We start from the raw sequence: 17,915 nt of genomic DNA, 5'->3' as shown, positions 1-17,915 counted from the left end.
CCAAACTGGGATTTGACATGCTGGAAATCAAAAACCTCCACGTCTCGATCGGCGAGCGCAAGATTTTGGACGGATTGGACCTCACGGTGCATGACGGCGAGGTGGCCGCCATCATGGGTCCGAACGGCACGGGCAAGTCCACGCTGTCTTATGTCATCTCCGGACGCGAGGGCTATGAGGTCACGCAAGGCGAGATCCGGCTCGACGGCTTGAGCCTGCTCGAGCTTGCGCCTTGGGAGCGCGCGGCCAAGGGGGTTTTTCTGGCCTTTCAATATCCGGTCGAGATCCCGGGCGTCGCGACGATGACCTTCCTGAAGGCCGCGCTCAACGCGCAGCGACGCGCCCGCGGCGAGGAGGAGCTGCAGACCCCCGATCTCATGAAGCGCGTCAATGACGCCGCCGCCAAGCTTGGCGTGGGCAAGGAAATGCTGCGCCGTCCCTTGAACAGCGGCTTCTCGGGCGGCGAGAAGAAGCGCATGGACATTCTGCAGATGGCGCTGCTCGAGCCCTCGCTCGGCATATTCGACGAGACGGACTCGGGCCTCGACATCGACGCCTTGCGCGTCGTGTCGGAAGGCGTCAACGCGTTGCGCGACAAGAAGCGCAGCTTCCTCGTCATCACCCATTATCAGCGCCTGCTCGATTACATCAAACCGGACACGGTGCATGTGATGGCGAAGGGCCGCATCCAGCGCAGCGGCGGTCCGCAGCTCGCTCTCGAATTGGAGGAGAGCGGCTATAAGGATTACATCGGCGAGGCGGCGTGACCATGGCGAACCCAGCCCTTTCCGCGACCGAAGCCGCCTTCGCCTCCTTGTTCGAGCAGAAGAAGACCGCGGGCGCGCCGGATCTGCGCGAACGCAGCTGGCTCGCCTTCCTGCGCGACGGCTTGCCCAATCGGCGCCTCGAGAGCTGGCACTACACGGATCTGCGCGGCGCGCTGCGCGACTTTTCGCCCACAGCGACGGCGGGCCTCGTCGAGACCGAGACGCCGCCCGCGGGCGTGACGCGGCTCTCGCTCAGCGAAGCCCTGCAGCGACTCGACGAAGACGCGCTTGCGGCGCTGGCGCCCCGCATCGAGGATCCCGCCATCGCGCTCAATGGCGCGCTCATGACGGATGGCGTGGCGCTCATCATCCCGCCGGGGGCCGAGATCACGGCGCCGCTCTCGCTATTGCGCCGCTTCTCGGGCGCGGGGCTTTCGGTGACGCGCTCGCTCATCGTGGTCGGGGCGGGCGCGCGGGTTTCGATCGTCGAGCATGCGGCGGCCGGCGCGGAGACGGGCGGCTTCGAGAACGACCTTCTGATTTTGGCGCTCGGCGCGGGCGCGAAGGTCGAGCATTGTCTCATCAGCGAGGCGCGCGCGGACGGCGCGGCCAGCGTCATGAGCCTTGTCGCGACGCTCGCGGAAGACGCTTCGCTCGACTCCTTCAGCCTCATCGAGGGCGGCGGCTTGTTGCGCCGGCAGATCTTCGCCAAGCTCACAGGCGCGAAGGCGCGGGTGCGCTTCAACGGGGCCTCGCTGCTGCGCGGCGCGAGCTTTTCCGACACGACGCTCGTGGTCGAGCATCTGGCGCCGCAAGGCGAGAGCCGAGAGGCGTTCCGCTCGATCGTCGACGACACGGCGACGGGCGTGTTCCAGGGCAAGATCAGCGTGGCGCGCGAGGCGCAGAAGACGGACGGTTCGATGCAGTCGAAGGCGCTGCTGCTTTCGGACACGGCGACGATGAACAACAAGCCGGAGCTCGAGATTTTCGCCGACGACGTGGCCTGCGGCCATGGCGCGACCTGCGGGCGTCTCGACGCCGATCAGCTCTTCTATCTGACGGCGCGCGGCATCCCCAAGGCGCAGGCCGAGGCGCTGCTCATCGAAGGCTTCGCCAATGAGGCCTTCGCTCAATTGGAGCCGGAGCCGCTGCGCGAGGCGCTGGCGGCGCGCGTGTCGGCCTGGCTCGCCCCGCGCCGGATTCCGGCGGAAGCAAGCGGGAGCGCGCCATGAACATGCCCCTGGGCGCGGTCGCGGGCGCGCCGCTCTTCGACATTGCGGCCCTGCGCAAGGATTTTCCGATCCTTGCGGAAGAGCCTTACGGCAAGCCGCTCATCTATCTGGACAACGCCGCCTCGGCGCAAAAGCCGCGTCAGGTGATCGATCGGCTGACGCGCTTTTACGAGCATGAATACGCCAATGTGCATCGCGGCCTGCACTATCTCGCCAATGCGTCGACGGAGGCCTATGAGGGCGCGCGCGAGAGCGTGCGGCGCTTCCTCAATGCGGAGTCGACCGACGAGATCATTTTCACGCGAGGGGCGACGGAGGCCATCAATCTGGTCGCCGCGTCCTATGGCCTGGCGCATGTCGGCGAGGGCGACGAGATCATTCTGTCGGTGATGGAGCATCACTCCAACATCGTGCCCTGGCATTATCTGCGCGAGCGCAAAGGCGCGGTGCTGAAATGGATCGAGGTGGACGCGGACGGGCGCTTCGCGCTGGAAGACTTTGAGAAGCTCTTCACGGCGCGCACGAAGATCGTGGCGCTGACGCATATGTCGAATGTGGTGGCCTGGCCGACGCCGATCGCCGAGGTCACGCGCATCGCGCATGCGCATGGGGTTCCGGTTCTCGTCGACGGGTCGCAAGGCGCCGTGCATCTCGATGTGGACGTGCGGGCGCTGGACGTGGATTTTTACGTCGTCACCGGCCACAAGCTCTATGGCCCAACGGGCATTGGCGCGCTCTACGGCAAGCGGAAATGGCTCGAGAGCCTGCCGCCCTTCTGCGGCGGCGGCGAGATGATCGAGACCGTCACGCGCGAGAGCGTCACCTATAACACGCCGCCGCAGCGCTTCGAGGCCGGAACGCCGCCGATCGCGCAGGCGGTGGGGCTCGGCGCGGCGCTCGACTATATGGAGAGCGTCGGACGCGCCGCCATTCGCGCCCATGAGGCGGATCTGACGCATTATGCGCATGCGGTGCTCTCGAGCCTCGAGGGGATTCACATCTACGGGCGCGCGCCCGACAAGGGGCCCATCGTCGCCTTCAATCTCGACAACGCCCATGCGCATGACGTCGCCACGGTGATCGACCGCTCCGGCGTCGCCGTGCGCGCCGGCACCCATTGCGCCATGCCGCTCCTCGCCCAGTTCGGCCAGACCTCCAGTTGCCGCGCGTCCTTCGCGCTTTATAACACCCGCGCGAAATCGATCGGCCTGGCAGAGGCCTTGCTAAAAGCTCAAAAACTTTTCGCGTGAGGAGGTTCACGTGCTGATGACCGACGCTGTCAAGACAAGCGAAACGGAAGTCGTGGCGCAAGACGACGTCACCCTCGAGGCGGCCGAGAACGAGCGCCTGACGAATGACGTGATCAAGGCGCTGAAGACGGTCTACGATCCGGAAATCCCGGCGGATATTTACGAGCTGGGGCTCGTCTACCGCATCGACGTTTCGGACGATGGCGTCGTCGAAATCGACATGACGCTGACCGCGCCCGGCTGTCCCGTGGCCGGCGAAATGCCCATATGGGTGAAGAACGCGGTGAGCGCCGTGCCGGGCGTCAGCGACGTCAAGGTGAATATGGTGTTCACGCCCCCCTGGGATCAAAGCCGCATGTCCGACGAGGCCCGCGTCGCGCTCGACATGTGGTGAGCGAAAGGCGCCAAACCGGCGCGGCGTGTTGTCATGTTTGCTCCGCAGTTGAAGCCGAAGGTTCTTGAGACCGCCCTCTATGTCGCGGACCTCGATAGGGCGGGGCGGTTCTACGGCGAGACTTTGGGCCTCGCCCCCATGGCGCAGGACAGCCGCATGTGGGCGTTGGATTGCGGACCGGCGAGCGTGCTGCTCCTGTTCAAGCAGGGTGGAACACTGGAGCTGGTCGAATTGCCGGGCGGCCGAATCCCGCCTCATGACGGGGCAGGGCCGATGCATCTGGCCTTCGCCGTGGAGGCCGACGAACTGCCCGCATGGAAGGCGCGCCTCGCCGAATGCGGCGTGGAGATCGAAGCGACGATGAAATGGCCGCGCGGCGGCGAGAGCCTTTATTTTCGCGACCCGGACAACCACCTTGTGGAGTTGGCGTCGCCCGGTCTTTGGGCGAACTACTGAGGAAGAAGAGAAATGGCTTTGCCGAAGATGAGCGTGATGACCGTGAGCCCCGCCGCCGCAGTGCGCGTGAGCGGCCTGCTGGCCAACGCGGTCGCGGGCGCCGGCTTGCGCGTTTCGGTCGAGAAGGGCGGCTGCGCCGGCATGTCCTACAAAATGGAGATCTCCGAGCCGCAAATGGGCGACGAAGTCATCGACTTCGAGGGCGGCCGGGTGATCGTCGACTCCAAGGCGGTGCTGTATTTGCTGGGTACGACCATGGACGTGAAGAACGACAAGTTCTCGTCGAGCTTCGTCTTCGAAAATCCGAACCAGACCTCGGCTTGCGGCTGTGGGGAAAGCGTCGAATTGAAGCCGGCCGATCCGGCGCAACTCGCATTGCCCTAAGGCTATTGCGCAACTGGATCATATCGGCGACGGCGGCGCGAAGCAGGCAAATGCTATGACGTGGAGTCCTTCGAGCGTGCGAGCATAGCGCTCATCGTTTTCACGAACCAAACCTCGTCATCCAGGCGAGCGCGCCCTAGAAAAACTGCGGTCGTCCCCCGTTATTGCATTCCACGCGTCCGAGTATCTTGCGTCCAGGTCAGATGCTTGTAATCGAAACCCTTTTCGATCGTGGGCTTTACGATCTCGAAATAGGGCGAGATGTCGAAATCGCGCGGCACATAGAGCGCCGAGTTGCGGATATGGAGAATCTCCCGAACGACACGGCGATGCAGGCGCGATGAAGCTATTTCATCGTCGATGCGTTCAACGGTCGGCAGGATTGGGTAATTGATTGCCTGGAACGCTTGCGCCAGCAAGGTCGAACACAGCGCCTGGGTAGGCGACGCCGCGCCGATCGAAATGAACCGGCGACGCAGGCGGGAAGGAATTGGCGGAGTCGGCATCAGGTAGCGCAGCAGATCGAAAAGGTTATGCAAATCGTAGCGACACCCGATGCGCTCAACGGTAAAGGCGATGAGTGCGGCCAGGTCTTCGTCGCGAATGCTGAGCGGACGGCAGATGCGGGTAGAAGCCCCTGCGTAATTGGATAAAGGCGACGAACGAACGCCCGCGACGAGATCGGCCTCGACGAGCACATGCGGCTCTCCGTCAGCTTCCTGACGGCCCTTGAGCGCGCCGACAAACAACGCAGCGTGCGACCACGTCGACTGGGTGAGATATTTGATTGGCCCGGAGACGCGGGTTGATCCTTCAATCAAGATCACATCGCCAGGCTTTAGGCACCTCTTCAGCTCCGCCATGTCGGTCGGCGTCGTCAAAGGGTCGCTCCCGACTTCCTGCATGAGATAGTTGGAGAGGGCGACCCCGATTTTGTGTAAGAACGCCTTGAGCATCCAATCCGGCCTTGTGCCGCTGCGCGACCGCGCCTCCACTGCGTCGTAGTCGAAAGCGCCCTTTAAACGCAGATAGCGCGCAACCGGCCGACGGCAGGCGAAGATGCCGCGCCCGCTAAAGGCACAGGCCTGGAACTCGGGAAAAATCGCGGCCTCCGCCGCCATTGTCGCTCCATCGACGTGACGAAGGCCAGGGAATGCGCTCGTTTTGTATGAAAGAATTTCGGTGATCGCCTCAGGGCGTATAAACCGCGCATTAACGCTGATGATGCGTTTCCTTTTTCGCGCGACTGAGAAATAGCGGTTTTTTCAGTATCGACCGCCAAAGCTTTACGCCGTGCCTGTCGTGCATGCGCGTGGAGTGGTCGATGTCGTTTTCCAAACCGCCTGTTGTCGCGTCGAGCGTCGCCTTGCTCGCCGCATTGTCCCTTGTGCCGACACAAGGATGGGCGCGCGACGGCCGCAATCAAACGGGCGGCGGCGACGTCATCTACGAGATGGCGCCCATGTCGTCGCACACCGCGCAGGACGTCATCTACGAAATGCCGCCTTTGAGGCCGGTGAAGGGCGCCGCCGCTCAGGCCGCCAAGCCAGCGAAACCCGCAGAGCCGGCCGTCGCCGCGAAGCCCGCGCCCGCGCCGGTGAAGGAGGCTGCGCCCGCTCAGCCGCCCGCGCCCGCGCCGGCCTCTGTCGCGGAAGCGCCCAAGCCCGTCGAGGCGCCGCCGCAGCCCGTGGCCGAGGCTCCCAAGCCTGCCGACGCGCAGCCGGTCGCGGAAGCGCCGCCCGCCGCCGCCCCTGAGATTCCGCCGGCGACCGAGGCTGCCCAGCAACCTGCTCCCGCGGAGACGCCCGCCGCTCCGGTGGCGGAAGCGCCGGCCGTTCCCGCCGTTCCCGTCGCCGAGGCGACCCCTCCCGCTGCGCCCGAACTTGCCGGGGGCGCCCCGGTTCCGGCGCCTGTCGACGGGCAGGGCGAAGTCCCGCAACCCGCGCCCGCCCAGCAGCCTGCCGTCGCCGAAGCCCCCGCCATTGTGGAGCCGGCGCCGATCGGCCCGCCGATCATGAGCGTCAATCTCCCGCGCAAGGCTCTCGGCGCGCTCAAGGCGCCCGCGCCCTTCGCCGGGAATGTGGCTTACCTGCAGGGCGATGCGCCCGCCCCAACCCTCGTGCCGAAACTGCGTTCGCTCGCGCCTGAGCCGGCGCCAGCCGCCGCGCAGCTTGCCGCAGAACCGGGAACCGAGGCGCAGCAGCCGATGGCGGAAGCCGCATCCGCAGACTCAGCCGCGGCGCAGGCCGCTGCCGCCGCCAAAATCTCCGCGCTCCTCTCCGAGGGGCTCGTCGGCCCGGTTGAAGTGCGCATCGGCGACCGCGCGACCATGTGGCTGCCGGCCGGCCGCGTCTTCCTTCCGCTGGAGACGGCGCGCAAGCTCGCCCAGGAAGCCGGTCTCGAATGGCGCCCGGGCGTGCAGGGCATGGTGGCGCCCGCCGGCGGCAAGCTCGAATGGCTCGCGCCGGTCGAACTTCTCGACGACGGCTACGTCAAGACGGGCGACGCCGAGCAGCTTCAGCCCGAGAAGCTTTTTTGCGCGTTCCAGGCGAGCCTTCCTGAAGTCAACGCCCAGCGTGCGCGCGCCGGCCAGCCGCCCGTCGCGCTCGACGGCTGGCTATCGCCGCCGGCGCTCAACGAGAAGCATCGTCTCGCGGGCTGCGTGAACATCTCGACGCAGAACGATCAGAGCGGCCTCGACAAGTTTTTCAACTGCGAGGCCTGGGCGCTTGGTCGCCAGGGCGCGATCAAGATCGGCCTTGCGGACGGCGCCGAAGCGGCCGCCCGACTCAAGGACGAAGCGGCGGCGCTCGCCGACACGATCGTTTTCGATCGCGGCAAGACGTACGAGGAATTCGACGCCGCAACGGACAAGACGGCGCCTTACGCCGCCGCGGATCTCCTGACGCGCGACGTCACCGCCAAGACGGCGCCGGCGGCGCCGGCAGCCGAGGCGAGCGCGCCGGGCGAATCGTCTGATCTCATTTCGAAGCTCTTCTACCCGGCGGCGTTCGGCGTCGGCGCTCTGGCGCTCTATGCGTTGATCAAGCGCCGTCGTGAGGCCGAGAAGGGCGACGAGGCTCAGGCCGAGACGATGGCCGCCCCTGCGCGGATCGAGCGGACGCCGGAGGCTCGCCGTGCGCCGGAGACGCCGGCGACTGTCGCGGACGAGGCGCAAGCGGCTCCTTCGCTCTTTGCGCGCTTGCTGCCGACGCTGCACGCCCGCTTCACCAAGAAGGATGCGCCTGCGCCCAAGCCGGAAATCCTCGCAGAACCGAGCCCGGTCGCCGCAGAGGCTGCTTCCGCCGCGGAAGCCGCCCCCTCGCTTTTCGCGCGCTTGTTGCCGACGCTCCACGCCCGCCTGGCCAAAAAGGACGCGCCTGCGCCGAAGCCGGAAATACTCGAAGAACCCGCGCTGGTCGCCGCCGGTCCAAAGGCGGAACCCTACGCGAAGGAGAACTCCATATCCGCCGTGGGCGGCCTGATGGGCAAGATCGCGGCGCTGCGTTCGCGCAACGCGGAAGAGCCGAAGGCGACGCCGTCCTCCGTGGGGGCTGCGCCCGCCAATGACGCCGAGGAGCCCGCGTCGGCTCTCAAGAAGCTCGCCGCGAAGATGCGTCGCACGTCGGAAGAACCGGCGCCCCCGCCTGTCAACGTTTCGCGCGTCATGCGCACCCGCAGCGCTGGAGCCGCCGCGGCGGCCGTTGCGGATAGCATCGTCGAACCGCTGATCGTGGAGACGGAGCAGGCGCGCGTCGCCGAGCCTGAGATCGCGCTTCTGGAGCCGGAGCTCCTCGAGCCCAACGCGCCGCGTCCCATCCCGGCGGCGCCCGCGCCCGCCGCGCCGAGCATGGCGATGGAGGAGCTTGATGAGGTTGAGGAGGTGGAAGCCTTCGCCCCGCCGCCCGCAACCGAGAAAGCGCAGGGACCGCCGAAAAGCACGGGTCCGACATCAAGCCGGTCTCCATCGCCGACGAGATGAAGCGCAGCTATCTCGATTACGCGATGAGCGTGATCGTCTCCCGCGCGCTGCCCGATGTGCGCGACGGCCTGAAGCCCGTGCATCGTCGCATTCTGTTCTCGATGAACGAGAACGGCCACACGCCTGACAAGCCTTACGTGAAATCGGCGCGCATCGTCGGCGACGTGATGGGTAAATACCACCCGCACGGCGACGCCGCGATCTATGACGCGCTGGTGCGCATGGCGCAGCCTTTCTCGATGCGGCTCATGCTCGTCGACGGGCAGGGCAATTTCGGCTCGGTCGACGACGATCCGCCGGCGGCCATGCGTTACACCGAGTCGCGCCTCGCGAAGCCGGCCCTCGCGCTGCTCGAGGACATCGATGAAGGCACTGTCGACTTCCAGCCGAACTATGACGGCAAGGAAAGCGAGCCGACCGTCCTTCCGGCGCGCTTCCCCAACCTTCTCGTCAACGGCGCCGGCGGCATCGCCGTCGGCATGGCGACGAACATTCCGCCGCACAACCTCGGCGAGGTGATCGACGCCGCGATCGCGCTGATCGACAGGCCCGACATGACGGTCGCCGAGCTGATGGAGATCGTTCCCGGCCCGGACTTCCCGACGGCGGCGACGATCCTCGGCCGCGGCGGCATCCGCAACGCCTATGCGACCGGCCGCGGCTCGATCATCATGCGCGCCAAGGCGGAGATCGAGAACGCTGCGCAAGGAGCGCGAGGCGATCATCGTCACCGAGATCCCGTATCAGGTGAACAAGGCCGCGCTGATCGAGCGCATCGCCGACCTGTTCGGAAAAGAAGATCGAAGGCATCGCCGACCTCGCGACGAATCCGACCGCGACGGCATGCGCATCGTCATCGAGCTGAAGCGCGAGGCGGTCGCCGACGTCGTGCTGAACCAGCTCTGGCGCCACACTGCGCTGCAATCGAGCTTCGCGGTCAACATGATCGCCCTGAATGGCGGGCGGCCGGAGCTGATGACGCTCCACGACGTGCTGCGCGCTTTCGTGGATTTCCGCGAGACGGTCGTCACCCGCCGCACCAAGTTCCGCCTGAACAAGGCGCGCGACAACGCGCATCTGCAGGTCGGTCTCGCCATCGCCGTCGCCAATATCGACGAAGTCATTCGCCTCATCCGCACCTCAGCCGATGCAGCCGCCGCGCGCGAAGCGCTGATGGCGCGAGACTGGCCGGCGAAGGACATGGCGCCGCTCGTCGAACTCATCGCCGATCCGCGCCACAAGCTCTCGCATGACGGCACGATCCGCCTCTCAGAGGCGCAGGCTCGCGCGATCCTCGATCTGCGCCTGCAACGCCTCACCGCCCTCGGGCGCGAGGAAATCGCGGAGGCGTTGAACAAGCTCGCCGCCGAGATCGCGGAGTATCTCGAAATTCTCGGCTCGCGCGAAAGGCTCTTCGGCATCATCAAGGACGAGATGCTGGCCGTGAAGGAGGCCTACGCGACCCCGCGCCGCACGCAGATCACAGACGCGGAAGGCGATGTCGAGGACGAAGATCTCATTGCCCGCGAGGACATGGTGGTCACGGTCTCGCACGCCGGCTACATCAAGCGCGTCCCGCTCTCGACCTATCGGGCGCAAAGGCGCGGCGGCAAGGGCCGCTCCGGCATGCAGACGAAGGAGGAGGATTTCGTCCACCGCCTCTTCGTCGCCAATACGCACACGCCCGTGCTGTTCTTCTCCTCGCGCGGCAAGGCTTACAAGGAGAAGGTCTGGCGGCTGCCGCTGGCGGCGCCGCAGGCGCGCGGCAAGGCGCTCGTCAACCTGCTGCCGCTGGAGCCGGGCGAGCGCATCACCACGATCATGCCGCTGCCGAGGATGAATCGAGCTGGGAGACGCTCGACGTCATCTTCGCGACGACGCGCGGCACGGTGAGGCGCAACAAGCTCTCCGACTTCGTCGAAGTGCGCCGCAACGGCCTCATCGCCATGAAGCTCGATGAGGGCGAAGGGATCGTCGACGTCGCCACGGCGACCGAGCATGACGACATTCTGCTGACGACGAGCGACGGCCAGTGCATCCGCTTCGCCGTGCCGGAAGTGCGCGTCTTCCAGGGCCGCAGCTCAATGGGCGTGCGCGGGGTCGCGCTCGCCGAGGGCGATCGCGTGATCTCGCTGTCGGTTTTGCGGCATTTCGAGGCGACGGGCGACGAGCGCAGCGCCTATCTCAAGAAAGCCAGCGCGCTGCGCCGGCGGATGGGCGAGGACGTGGCGCCGGACGCGGGCGTGGAGGCCACGGAGGAGGGAACGGGCGCCGTGGAGCTCTCCGACGAGCGCTTCGCCCTTATGCAGGCGGCCGAGCAGATCATCCTGACCGTCTCCGAGAACGGCTACGGCAAGCGCACCTCGTCCTACGAGTACCGCATCACCGGGCGCGGCGGCAAAGGCATCGTCGCCATGGCGGTGAACGCCCGCAATGGCAAGCTCGTGGCGTCTTTCCCGGTCGGGCAGGACGACGAGATCATGCTCGTCACCGACGGCGGCCAGCTCATCCGTTGCCCGGTGGAGGGCATCCGCATCGCCGGCCGCGGCACGCAGGGCGTGATCGTCTTCAACACGGCCGAGGACGAACGCGTGGTGTCGGTCGAGCATATTGGCGACGTCGGCGGTCATCCGCCGGCATGTGGAAAGCGTCATGTGCGGCGTGCCGAGCCAGTACACCACATTCCTGACGGCGGAGTCGGGCCCGAAGGAAAATGAATATGTGCGGGTGCGCTGCCAGATGCGGTGACGCCGGCAGCAACCCTCTGGGCCAGGGGAGGTTTTCCCGGGGAGGGACGCTCGCCTGACGACCCGATTCCGGGCCCCCCTTGCCCTTCCGCCCCTAACACCCTAAAAGCCCGCCGCACACGCCCGGTTTGCGGGCGAAACAGCCGGAACGGGACCATGGCCAAGGAAAAATTTACGCGCACCAAGCCGCACTGCAATATCGGGACGATCGGACACGTCGACCATGGCAAGACGTCCTTGACGGCGGCGATCACGAAGGTCTTGGCGGAGACGGGCGGCGCCACGTTCACGGCCTACGACCAGATCGACAAGGCTCCGGAAGAGAAGGCGCGCGGCATCACCATTTCGACGGCGCATGTCGAATATGAGACGCAGAACCGCCACTACGCCCACGTCGACTGCCCCGGCCACGCCGACTATGTGAAGAACATGATCACCGGCGCGGCGCAGATGGACGGCGCGATCCTGGTCGTTTCGGCGGCCGACGGCCCGATGCCGCAGACCCGCGAGCACATCCTGCTCGCCCGCCAGGTCGGCGTGCCGGCGCTGGTCGTGTTCCTCAACAAGGTCGACATGGTCGACGATCCGGAGCTGCTCGAGCTCGTCGAGCTCGAAGTCCGCGAGCTGCTCTCGAAGTATGATTTCCCCGGCGACGACATTCCGATCGTCAAGGGTTCGGCGCTGTGCGCGCTGGAGAACAAGTCTCCGGAGCTCGGCCATGACGCGATCCTGAAGCTGATGGCGGAAGTCGACCGCTACATTCCGCAGCCGGAGCGTCCGAAGGATCAGCCCTTCCTGATGCCGGTCGAGGACGTGTTCTCGATCTCGGGCCGCGGCACGGTGGTGACGGGCCGCATCGAGCGCGGCGTGATCAAGGTGGGCGAGGAAGTCGAGATCGTCGGCATCCGTCCGACGACGAAGTCGACGGTGACGGGCGTCGAGATGTTCCGCAAGCTGCTCGACCAGGGCGAGGCGGGCGACAATGTGGGCTGCCTGCTGCGCGGCACGAAGCGCGAGGACGTGGAGCGCGGCCAGGTGCTGTGCAAGCCGGGTTCTGTGAAGCCGCACACGAAGTTCAAGGCCGAGGCCTACATCCTGACGAAGGAGGAAGGCGGCCGCCACACGCCGTTCTTCACGAACTATCGCCCGCAGTTCTACTTCCGCACGACGGACGTGACGGGCATCGTGACGCTCCCCGAGGGCGTCGAGATGGTGATGCCGGGCGACAACATCGCGATGGAAGTGTCGCTGATCGTTCCGATCGCGATGGAAGAGAAGCTGCGCTTCGCCATCCGCGAAGGCGGCCGCACGGTTGGAGCAGGTGTGGTCGCTTCCATTATCGAGTAATTTGGAGCTACCGCTTCAAAACCAGAAAAAGCGCGGTTCGCCGCGCTTTTTTTGTTTCAAATGAGACGCCGGATGAAGAAGCACGAACTCGTTTCGCTCGATGAAAAGCACAAGGGCTGGGCGAGCCTCTCCGTCGCGCATATCCGCCTCCCGGACGGTAAGGTGATCGCGCGCGAGATCGAGGATCACGGCTCCGCCGTCGCGGTGCTGCCCTATGATCCGCAGCGCAAGACCGTCGTTCTGGTCGAGCAGTTCCGCCCGGCGCCATTTCTCGCCGGCGGGGAGGAGCAGACGCTGGAAGTCGTCGCCGGCATCATCGACGAAGGCGACAGCGTCGTGGCCGCCCGGCGCGAGGCGCTCGAAGAAGCCGGATTGCAACTGGGCGCGCTGGAATATGTCGCGACCACCTGGACGATGCCCGGCATTTCGACCGAAAGGCTCACACTGTATCTCGCCCCCTATACGACGTCGGATCGCATCGCCGCGGGCGGCGGCGTCGCGGCGGAAGACGAGAACATCCGTGTGATCGAGATGGCGATCGCGGATTTTCTCACTCTCATGGCGGCGGGCGAACTCGTCGACATGAAGACGCTCGCGCTCGCACAGGCGCTGCAATTACGCCATCCCGAGCTTCTCTGCGCGTAAGTCGCGTCAGGCCGCGCAGACTGCCGACAAAGTAGGGTTGACGCCCCTCGTGCTTCGAGACGCCTGCTTTGCAGGCTCCTCAGCATGGAGACCTTTGCACGGAAGCGGGTGTCTGCGCGAGACGGGTTTAACGTGCCCGTGGGCCGCTGTTGGATCTGTCGGTTTGGGCGGCGGGGATGCTTCGCCTGGACAGGCCAGCGCTGGGCGGACGCTCCCCGGGGCGTCCGCCTTGCCTTCACTGCGCCGCGAGGACGCGCCAGCGACGTAGATTGAAGGCGAGGCAGAAGAGCGTGAGATCGGCGGCGTTGCGTAATTGCGAAAAGGCGCGCATGCGGCCGAGCCGATAAGTTCGCTTCATCGTGCCGAATAGGCTTTCGACCGCGCGGCGAACCAGCGACAGCTCATGATTGCGCGCGACGTCCGCTTCCGTCAGGGGCCGGCCGCGCTTGCGGCGCATGAGGCCGTCGCCCAGTTCCCGCCGCGCAAGCTCCGACCGCAGTCCGTCGCTGTCATAGCCGCGATCCGCATAGACGGTCCCCGCCGCCTGATCGAGAAGTTGCGGCGCGACCGAGACGTCCTGCACATTGGCCGGCGTCAGCCTCATGTCGCGCACGAGGCCGGAGCCGGCGTCGACCGCCACATGCATCTTGTAGCTGAAGGCGAAACGGCCGCGCTCATTGGTCGTGCCGAACCGCGCCTCCTTGTCGGTCGAACTTGTCTTTCCTTCATCCATGCGCGGGCGTCTGGCGGCGCTCGTCACCAGCGTCGCGTCGATCAGCGTGCCTTGCTTGACCATGAGCCCCGCCGCCTCGATCTGGCGATTGGCCTCCGCCAGCAACGGGTCGAGCAGATCATGGCTCCCAAGCTTCTCGCGGAAACGCCAGATGGTCGAATGATCCGGCGTCGGATCGCCGAGCGCGAGGCCGGCGAAAGCCATGAAGCTCAGGCGATCCGCCAGCGCCGTCTCCATTTCCGGATCGGAAAGGCCATGCCATCGCTGAAGGAGCAGCGCCTTGAACATGACGAGCGCCGGATAGGAGGGCTCGCCCCTCGCCGCGACCGGAATCGCCCCGAGCAGCTTCTCGAAGGGCGCCCAATCGACGAGGCGCGCGATCTCCATCAGAGCCGAAGGCCGGGATTGAGGGCGCTGGGCAACCAACCCATCGACAAAATCAAGCTGGCCCACCCGGCGCTTCGGCATGATCATCCTCCCGCTCTGCCGGGAGTGAATCACGCCGAAACGTTTCGTGCAAAGGTCTCCAGCATGAGGGGCTTCTTCTTTCGCAAATCACTTATGGCCTCACCCTGAGGAGCGAGCGAAGCGCGCGTCTCGAAGGGCGAGGCCGCCTCGGGAATGCGTCAGCACGCTGAGCCGCCCTTCAGGCCGCCGCCTCCACCGTCATCTCCACAATCTCCGGCGGGCGCATGAAGCGCACGGGGATGATCGACTCGCCCAGACCGCCTGAAATCACGAGGTGCCGGCCATTCTCGAAATGATGGCCGTAGACATGCGACGCTCCAAAGCGCACTTCCGCGACGACGGGGCCGAGCATCGGCAGGTTGACCTGTCCGCCGTGCGTATGTCCGCAGAGCGTCAGCGCGATGCGCTTCGGCACGCGGCGGAAGACTTGCGGCTCATGGGCGAGAAGGATAGCGGGCGCGTCGTCGGAGACGAGGCGCAAGGTCGCGTTGAGATCGTCATGGCCGCGCCAGCCAATCTGCTTGCCCATATAGGTGGCCATCTGATCGCCGAGTCCGAGCAGCCAAAAGGGCTGGCCGTTCTTTGTCAATCGGAGGGCGTCGTTCTCATATACGCGCGCGCCCATCTGCTTGAGCGCGCGACGCGCGCTTTCGGCGTCGTCGCTCGGGTCGCTGACGAGGGGGCCATGCCACCAGTCATGGTTGCCCAGCACCGCGTGGACGCCGAGCGGCGCGCGCAATTCGGAGAGCGCCTCGGCCCATTGTTCGGGCCGCACAGCATCCGTAACGAGATGCGTGCCGGCGGCGAAGTCGCCCAGCAAGGCGACAAGGTCCGGCTGCAGCGCATTCGCGATCTGCGCGATCTTGCGGATGCGTGACGCCGGCATCCAGGGCTCGCAGGCGTGCAGGTCGGTAATGACGGCGATGCGCAGGCTGAGGCCCTCCGGCCAATCCTGCGGCGTCACCCGATAGCGCGTGACGTCGAGAATGAAATTGGGCTCGACGACGACGGAGTAGGTTCCAAGGCCGAGCCCCGCGAGCGCGAGCCCGGCCGGCAGGCGCAGAAGCGCGCGGCGGCTGATCATCGAGACTCCCTGACGGCGCCGTTCAAGGCGCCCGGCAGGGAGGTCTTGTATCAGGCCGCGAGGTCTTCGCCCAGCGGGAGCCAGCCCGGCTGGAATTCGACTTTCTCTTCTTGGGGAGCGCGCGTCACTTCGAGCGCGGCGGCGACGGCGGAAATGCCGATTTCGCGATAAAGGCGGGCGAGAAGATCGTGCGGATGACCGCCGAACTGCGAGACGGGGAACTCGATCGAATACTTGTCCGACATGACGGCCTCTACGCTTTTACTCTTGGGTAACGCAGGATGAACGCGACGATCGAATTTCGCCGCATTCACTTAACGCGAGGCTAACGGAACGACGTTCTCGCCGTTTCGACGCGATTTTATGCGTCGTTGCATTTCGGGCGGCATTTGGCGAAAAATGACGCCGCCGCCGCTCATTGCGGCAAAGCTCAACCGAGGCCGCTTCTCCTCATGCGCCGAACCCTGCCGCCGGAGCCCTGGTCGCGAGCCGCCTTGTGGAGCCGCAGCGTCGCGCTCTTCGGCGCCGTGGTTGCGATTCTGTCCGTCCTGTTCGTGCGCCTCAACGTGATGTCGCCCGTTTCGGCGCTCGCCTGCCTTGGGGCCGCCGTCGCACTGGCGCTGGTGGCGCTGCTTCTCGTCTGCGCGGCGAGCGTCGCAATCTGGCGCTCGGGCCGGCGGGGCGTGGGGGCCACCGTCGGCGCCGCTGTCGTTGCGCTCCTCACGCTGGCTTATCCCGCCTATCTCGCGGTCGAGGCCGTGCGGCTGCCGGTGCTTTCCGATATTTCGACCGACACGGCGAGCCCGCCATATTTCTCGCTTTCCCGCGCAGCTTATGAGGCGCGCAAGGGGTTCCAGCCCAAGGGCCTGCCGCAGAGGGCGCGCGAGGCGCAGCGTCCGGCCTATCCGGACGTCGAGCCGATCGTGGTCGATCTCGACGCGGACGAGGCTTTCGCATTGGTGCTGAAGACCGCGAAGGCGGTGGGCTGGCGAGTCGTCGACCTGCGGCCGCCGGGCGGCCGGACGGGAGAGGGGCACGCCGACTTTCTCGACAAGACGCTCATCATGGGCTTCGACGAGGATGTGACGGTGCGGCTGAAACCGCTGCCGGGCCAGACGCGCATCGACCTGCGCTCGGCCTCGCGCTACGGGCGGCACGATTTCGGCGCGAACGCCAAGCGGATCATGGCCTTCGCGGACGAGTTGCAGACACAGCTCGACGCGCGGTGACGCCCGATCTGGACTCAACCTCATTGCGACGAGGGGAAGCGGCCTCTCTAAAGGGAGCCGCTCACTCGTTTTTAACCGGCGACTCTGGTATTGTTCCGCCCGTTCTCCAGATAACTGGCGGGAGGCAGAGAACAGCCGATGGCGACTGCAGGCGACGGCGCGAACGCGGCTCACGCCGTTCCGAATTTCACCCGCGAGGAAGAGCTTCACGCGCTGCGTGAGATGCTGCTGATCCGCCGCTTCGAAGAGAAGGCGGGGCAGCTCTACGGCATGGGCGTCATCGCCGGCTTCTGCCATCTCTATATCGGCCAGGAGGCCGTGGTCGTCGGCGTGAAGATGGCGGCCCGCCCGGGCGACCAGTTCACGACCAGCTATCGCGACCACGGCCACATGCTCGCCAGCGGCATGGAGGCCAAGGGCGTCATGGCGGAGCTCGCCGGCAGGCGCGGGGGCTACTCCAAGGGCAAGGGCGGCTCCATGCACATGTTCTCGCACGAGAAAGCCTTTTATGGCGGGCATGGCATCGTCGGCGCCCCGGCGCCCATCGGCGCGGGGATCGCGCTCGCCAACGCCTATCGCGGCGACGGCAAGGTGTCGCTGACCTTCTTCGGCGAGGGCGCGGCCAATCAGGGCCAGGTCTACGAGACCTTCAACATCGCGGCGCTATGGAAGCTGCCGGTGGTCTTCATCGTCGAGAATAATCGCTACGCCATGGGCACGTCGCTGACCCGCGCGGCGGCTCAGAGCGACTTCGCCATGCGCGGCGCCGCCTTCGGCATTCCGGGCCATCAGGTCGACGGCATGGACGTTCGCGCCGTGCGGGCGTCGGCTGCCGAGGCGCTGGACTGGTGTCGCTCGGGGAAGGGGCCGTATCTCCTGGAGATCCAGACCTACCGCTATCGCGGCCACTCCATGTCGGACCCGGCGAAATATCGCTCCAAGGAAGAAGTGCAGAAGATGCGTGAGGAGCACGATCCGATCGAGCAGGTGCGCCTGCGCCTGCTGGCGGACGGTGTGAGCGAGGACGAGTTGAAGAAGATCGACGCCGGCGTTCGCAAGGTCGTCGCGGAGGCGGCCGATTTCGCGATGATGGACAAGGAGCCGGACCCGTCCGAGCTTTATACGGACGTGTTGGCGTGAGGTCCGAGGTCTTTATGCAAGCAGGTTTTTCCCCCTCCCTGTCCCTCCCCCGCAAGC

At 66.0% G+C, this 17,915-nt stretch carries 17 protein-coding genes and 1 pseudogene; 14 read left to right on the top strand and 4 right to left on the bottom strand.

From position 1 onward, the window contains the following. Positions 1–17: 17 nt before the first annotated feature. Genes sufC through ACPFMJ_RS03280 form a run of 6 tightly spaced genes read left to right on the top strand, consistent with a single transcriptional unit; the run spans position 18 to position 4,483 of the window. Positions 18–767 (top strand): Fe-S cluster assembly ATPase SufC, encoded by a 750-nt coding sequence (gene sufC / locus ACPFMJ_RS03305; RefSeq protein ID WP_424362446.1) that lies wholly within the window; start codon positions 18–20, stop codon positions 765–767. 2 nt (positions 768–769) lie between these two features. Continuing rightward, positions 770–1,999, top strand: coding sequence for a Fe-S cluster assembly protein SufD (sufD, locus tag ACPFMJ_RS03300; RefSeq protein WP_085770676.1), 1,230 nt, complete (start codon positions 770–772; stop codon positions 1,997–1,999). Then, the gene (locus tag ACPFMJ_RS03295) at positions 1,996–3,249 is read left to right on the top strand and encodes a cysteine desulfurase (RefSeq protein ID WP_424362445.1); all 1,254 of its coding nucleotides are present in this window, start codon (positions 1,996–1,998) and stop codon (positions 3,247–3,249) included. The genes sufD and ACPFMJ_RS03295 overlap by 4 nt, the downstream gene beginning before the upstream one ends. A 16-nt stretch (positions 3,250–3,265) precedes the next feature. Further along, positions 3,266–3,643: an SUF system Fe-S cluster assembly protein gene (locus ACPFMJ_RS03290; RefSeq protein ID WP_424362444.1), complete on the top strand. Its 378-nt coding sequence runs from the start codon at positions 3,266–3,268 to the stop codon at positions 3,641–3,643. 33 nt (positions 3,644–3,676) lie between these two features. Further along, positions 3,677–4,099 (top strand): VOC family protein, encoded by a 423-nt coding sequence (locus tag ACPFMJ_RS03285; RefSeq protein ID WP_424362443.1) that lies wholly within the window; start codon positions 3,677–3,679, stop codon positions 4,097–4,099. Between the two features lie 12 nt (positions 4,100–4,111). Beyond that, a complete protein-coding gene (locus tag ACPFMJ_RS03280; protein WP_424362442.1) occupies positions 4,112–4,483 on the top strand; it encodes a HesB/IscA family protein in 372 nt (123 codons plus the stop codon). Positions 4,484–4,644: 161 nt separating this feature from the next. On the opposite strand, the gene ACPFMJ_RS03275 is transcribed toward ACPFMJ_RS03280, so the two are convergent. After that, positions 4,645–5,346: a YiiX/YebB-like N1pC/P60 family cysteine hydrolase gene (locus ACPFMJ_RS03275; RefSeq protein WP_424362441.1), complete on the bottom strand. Its 702-nt coding sequence runs from the start codon at positions 5,344–5,346 to the stop codon at positions 4,645–4,647. A 461-nt stretch (positions 5,347–5,807) separates the two neighbouring features. On the opposite strand from ACPFMJ_RS03275, the gene ACPFMJ_RS03270 reads away from it, so the two are divergent. The 6 genes and pseudogenes from ACPFMJ_RS03270 (at position 5,808) to ACPFMJ_RS03245 (ending at position 13,204) form a co-directional block, all read left to right on the top strand. Further along, complete coding sequence (locus tag ACPFMJ_RS03270; protein ID WP_424362440.1) at positions 5,808–8,465, top strand: DUF2167 domain-containing protein; 2,658 nt, start codon at positions 5,808–5,810, stop codon at positions 8,463–8,465. Beyond that, positions 8,462–9,103 (top strand): annotated as a pseudogene (locus ACPFMJ_RS03265) (DNA gyrase subunit A); the annotation flags it as partial. The gene ACPFMJ_RS03270 and the pseudogene ACPFMJ_RS03265, both read left to right, overlap by 4 nt. 7 nt (positions 9,104–9,110) lie before the next feature. Then, complete coding sequence (locus tag ACPFMJ_RS03260) at positions 9,111–10,358, top strand: DNA gyrase subunit A (RefSeq protein ID WP_424362439.1); 1,248 nt, start codon at positions 9,111–9,113, stop codon at positions 10,356–10,358. Next, complete coding sequence (locus ACPFMJ_RS03255) at positions 10,355–11,182, top strand: DNA gyrase C-terminal beta-propeller domain-containing protein (protein ID WP_424362438.1); 828 nt, start codon at positions 10,355–10,357, stop codon at positions 11,180–11,182. The genes ACPFMJ_RS03260 and ACPFMJ_RS03255 overlap by 4 nt, the downstream gene beginning before the upstream one ends. A gap of 186 nt (positions 11,183–11,368) precedes the next feature. Continuing rightward, complete coding sequence (tuf, locus tag ACPFMJ_RS03250; RefSeq protein WP_424362437.1) at positions 11,369–12,559, top strand: elongation factor Tu; 1,191 nt, start codon at positions 11,369–11,371, stop codon at positions 12,557–12,559. 72 nt (positions 12,560–12,631) lie between these two features. Then, positions 12,632–13,204, top strand: a complete 573-nt coding sequence (locus ACPFMJ_RS03245; RefSeq protein WP_424362436.1) for an NUDIX domain-containing protein — start codon at positions 12,632–12,634, stop codon at positions 13,202–13,204. 235 nt (positions 13,205–13,439) lie between these two features. Here ACPFMJ_RS03245 and ACPFMJ_RS03240 read toward each other — a convergent pair whose 3' ends face one another. The 3 genes from ACPFMJ_RS03240 to ACPFMJ_RS03230 form a co-directional block, all read right to left on the bottom strand. Further along, on the bottom strand, positions 13,440–14,405 hold the full coding sequence (locus ACPFMJ_RS03240; protein WP_424362435.1) for an IS5 family transposase: 966 nt from the start codon (positions 14,403–14,405) through the stop codon (positions 13,440–13,442). 178 nt (positions 14,406–14,583) lie between these two features. After that, positions 14,584–15,489, bottom strand: a complete 906-nt coding sequence (locus ACPFMJ_RS03235; RefSeq protein WP_424362434.1) for a metallophosphoesterase — start codon at positions 15,487–15,489, stop codon at positions 14,584–14,586. 50 nt (positions 15,490–15,539) lie between these two features. Further along, a complete protein-coding gene (locus ACPFMJ_RS03230; RefSeq protein ID WP_424362433.1) occupies positions 15,540–15,734 on the bottom strand; it encodes a hypothetical protein in 195 nt (64 codons plus the stop codon). A 207-nt stretch (positions 15,735–15,941) separates the two neighbouring features. Between ACPFMJ_RS03230 and ACPFMJ_RS03225 the strand changes: the two genes are divergently transcribed. Then, positions 15,942–16,718 (top strand): DUF1499 domain-containing protein, encoded by a 777-nt coding sequence (locus ACPFMJ_RS03225; protein WP_424362432.1) that lies wholly within the window; start codon positions 15,942–15,944, stop codon positions 16,716–16,718. A gap of 138 nt (positions 16,719–16,856) precedes the next feature. After that, the gene (pdhA, locus tag ACPFMJ_RS03220) at positions 16,857–17,858 is read left to right on the top strand and encodes a pyruvate dehydrogenase (acetyl-transferring) E1 component subunit alpha (protein ID WP_424362431.1); all 1,002 of its coding nucleotides are present in this window, start codon (positions 16,857–16,859) and stop codon (positions 17,856–17,858) included. Positions 17,859–17,915 lie beyond the last annotated feature (57 nt).

It is taken from the genome of Methylocystis parvus (assembly GCF_049675845.1).
GTDB lineage: Bacteria > Pseudomonadota > Alphaproteobacteria > Rhizobiales > Beijerinckiaceae > Methylocystis > Methylocystis parvus_A.
This window is presented reverse-complemented; position numbering and strand designations above follow the sequence as displayed.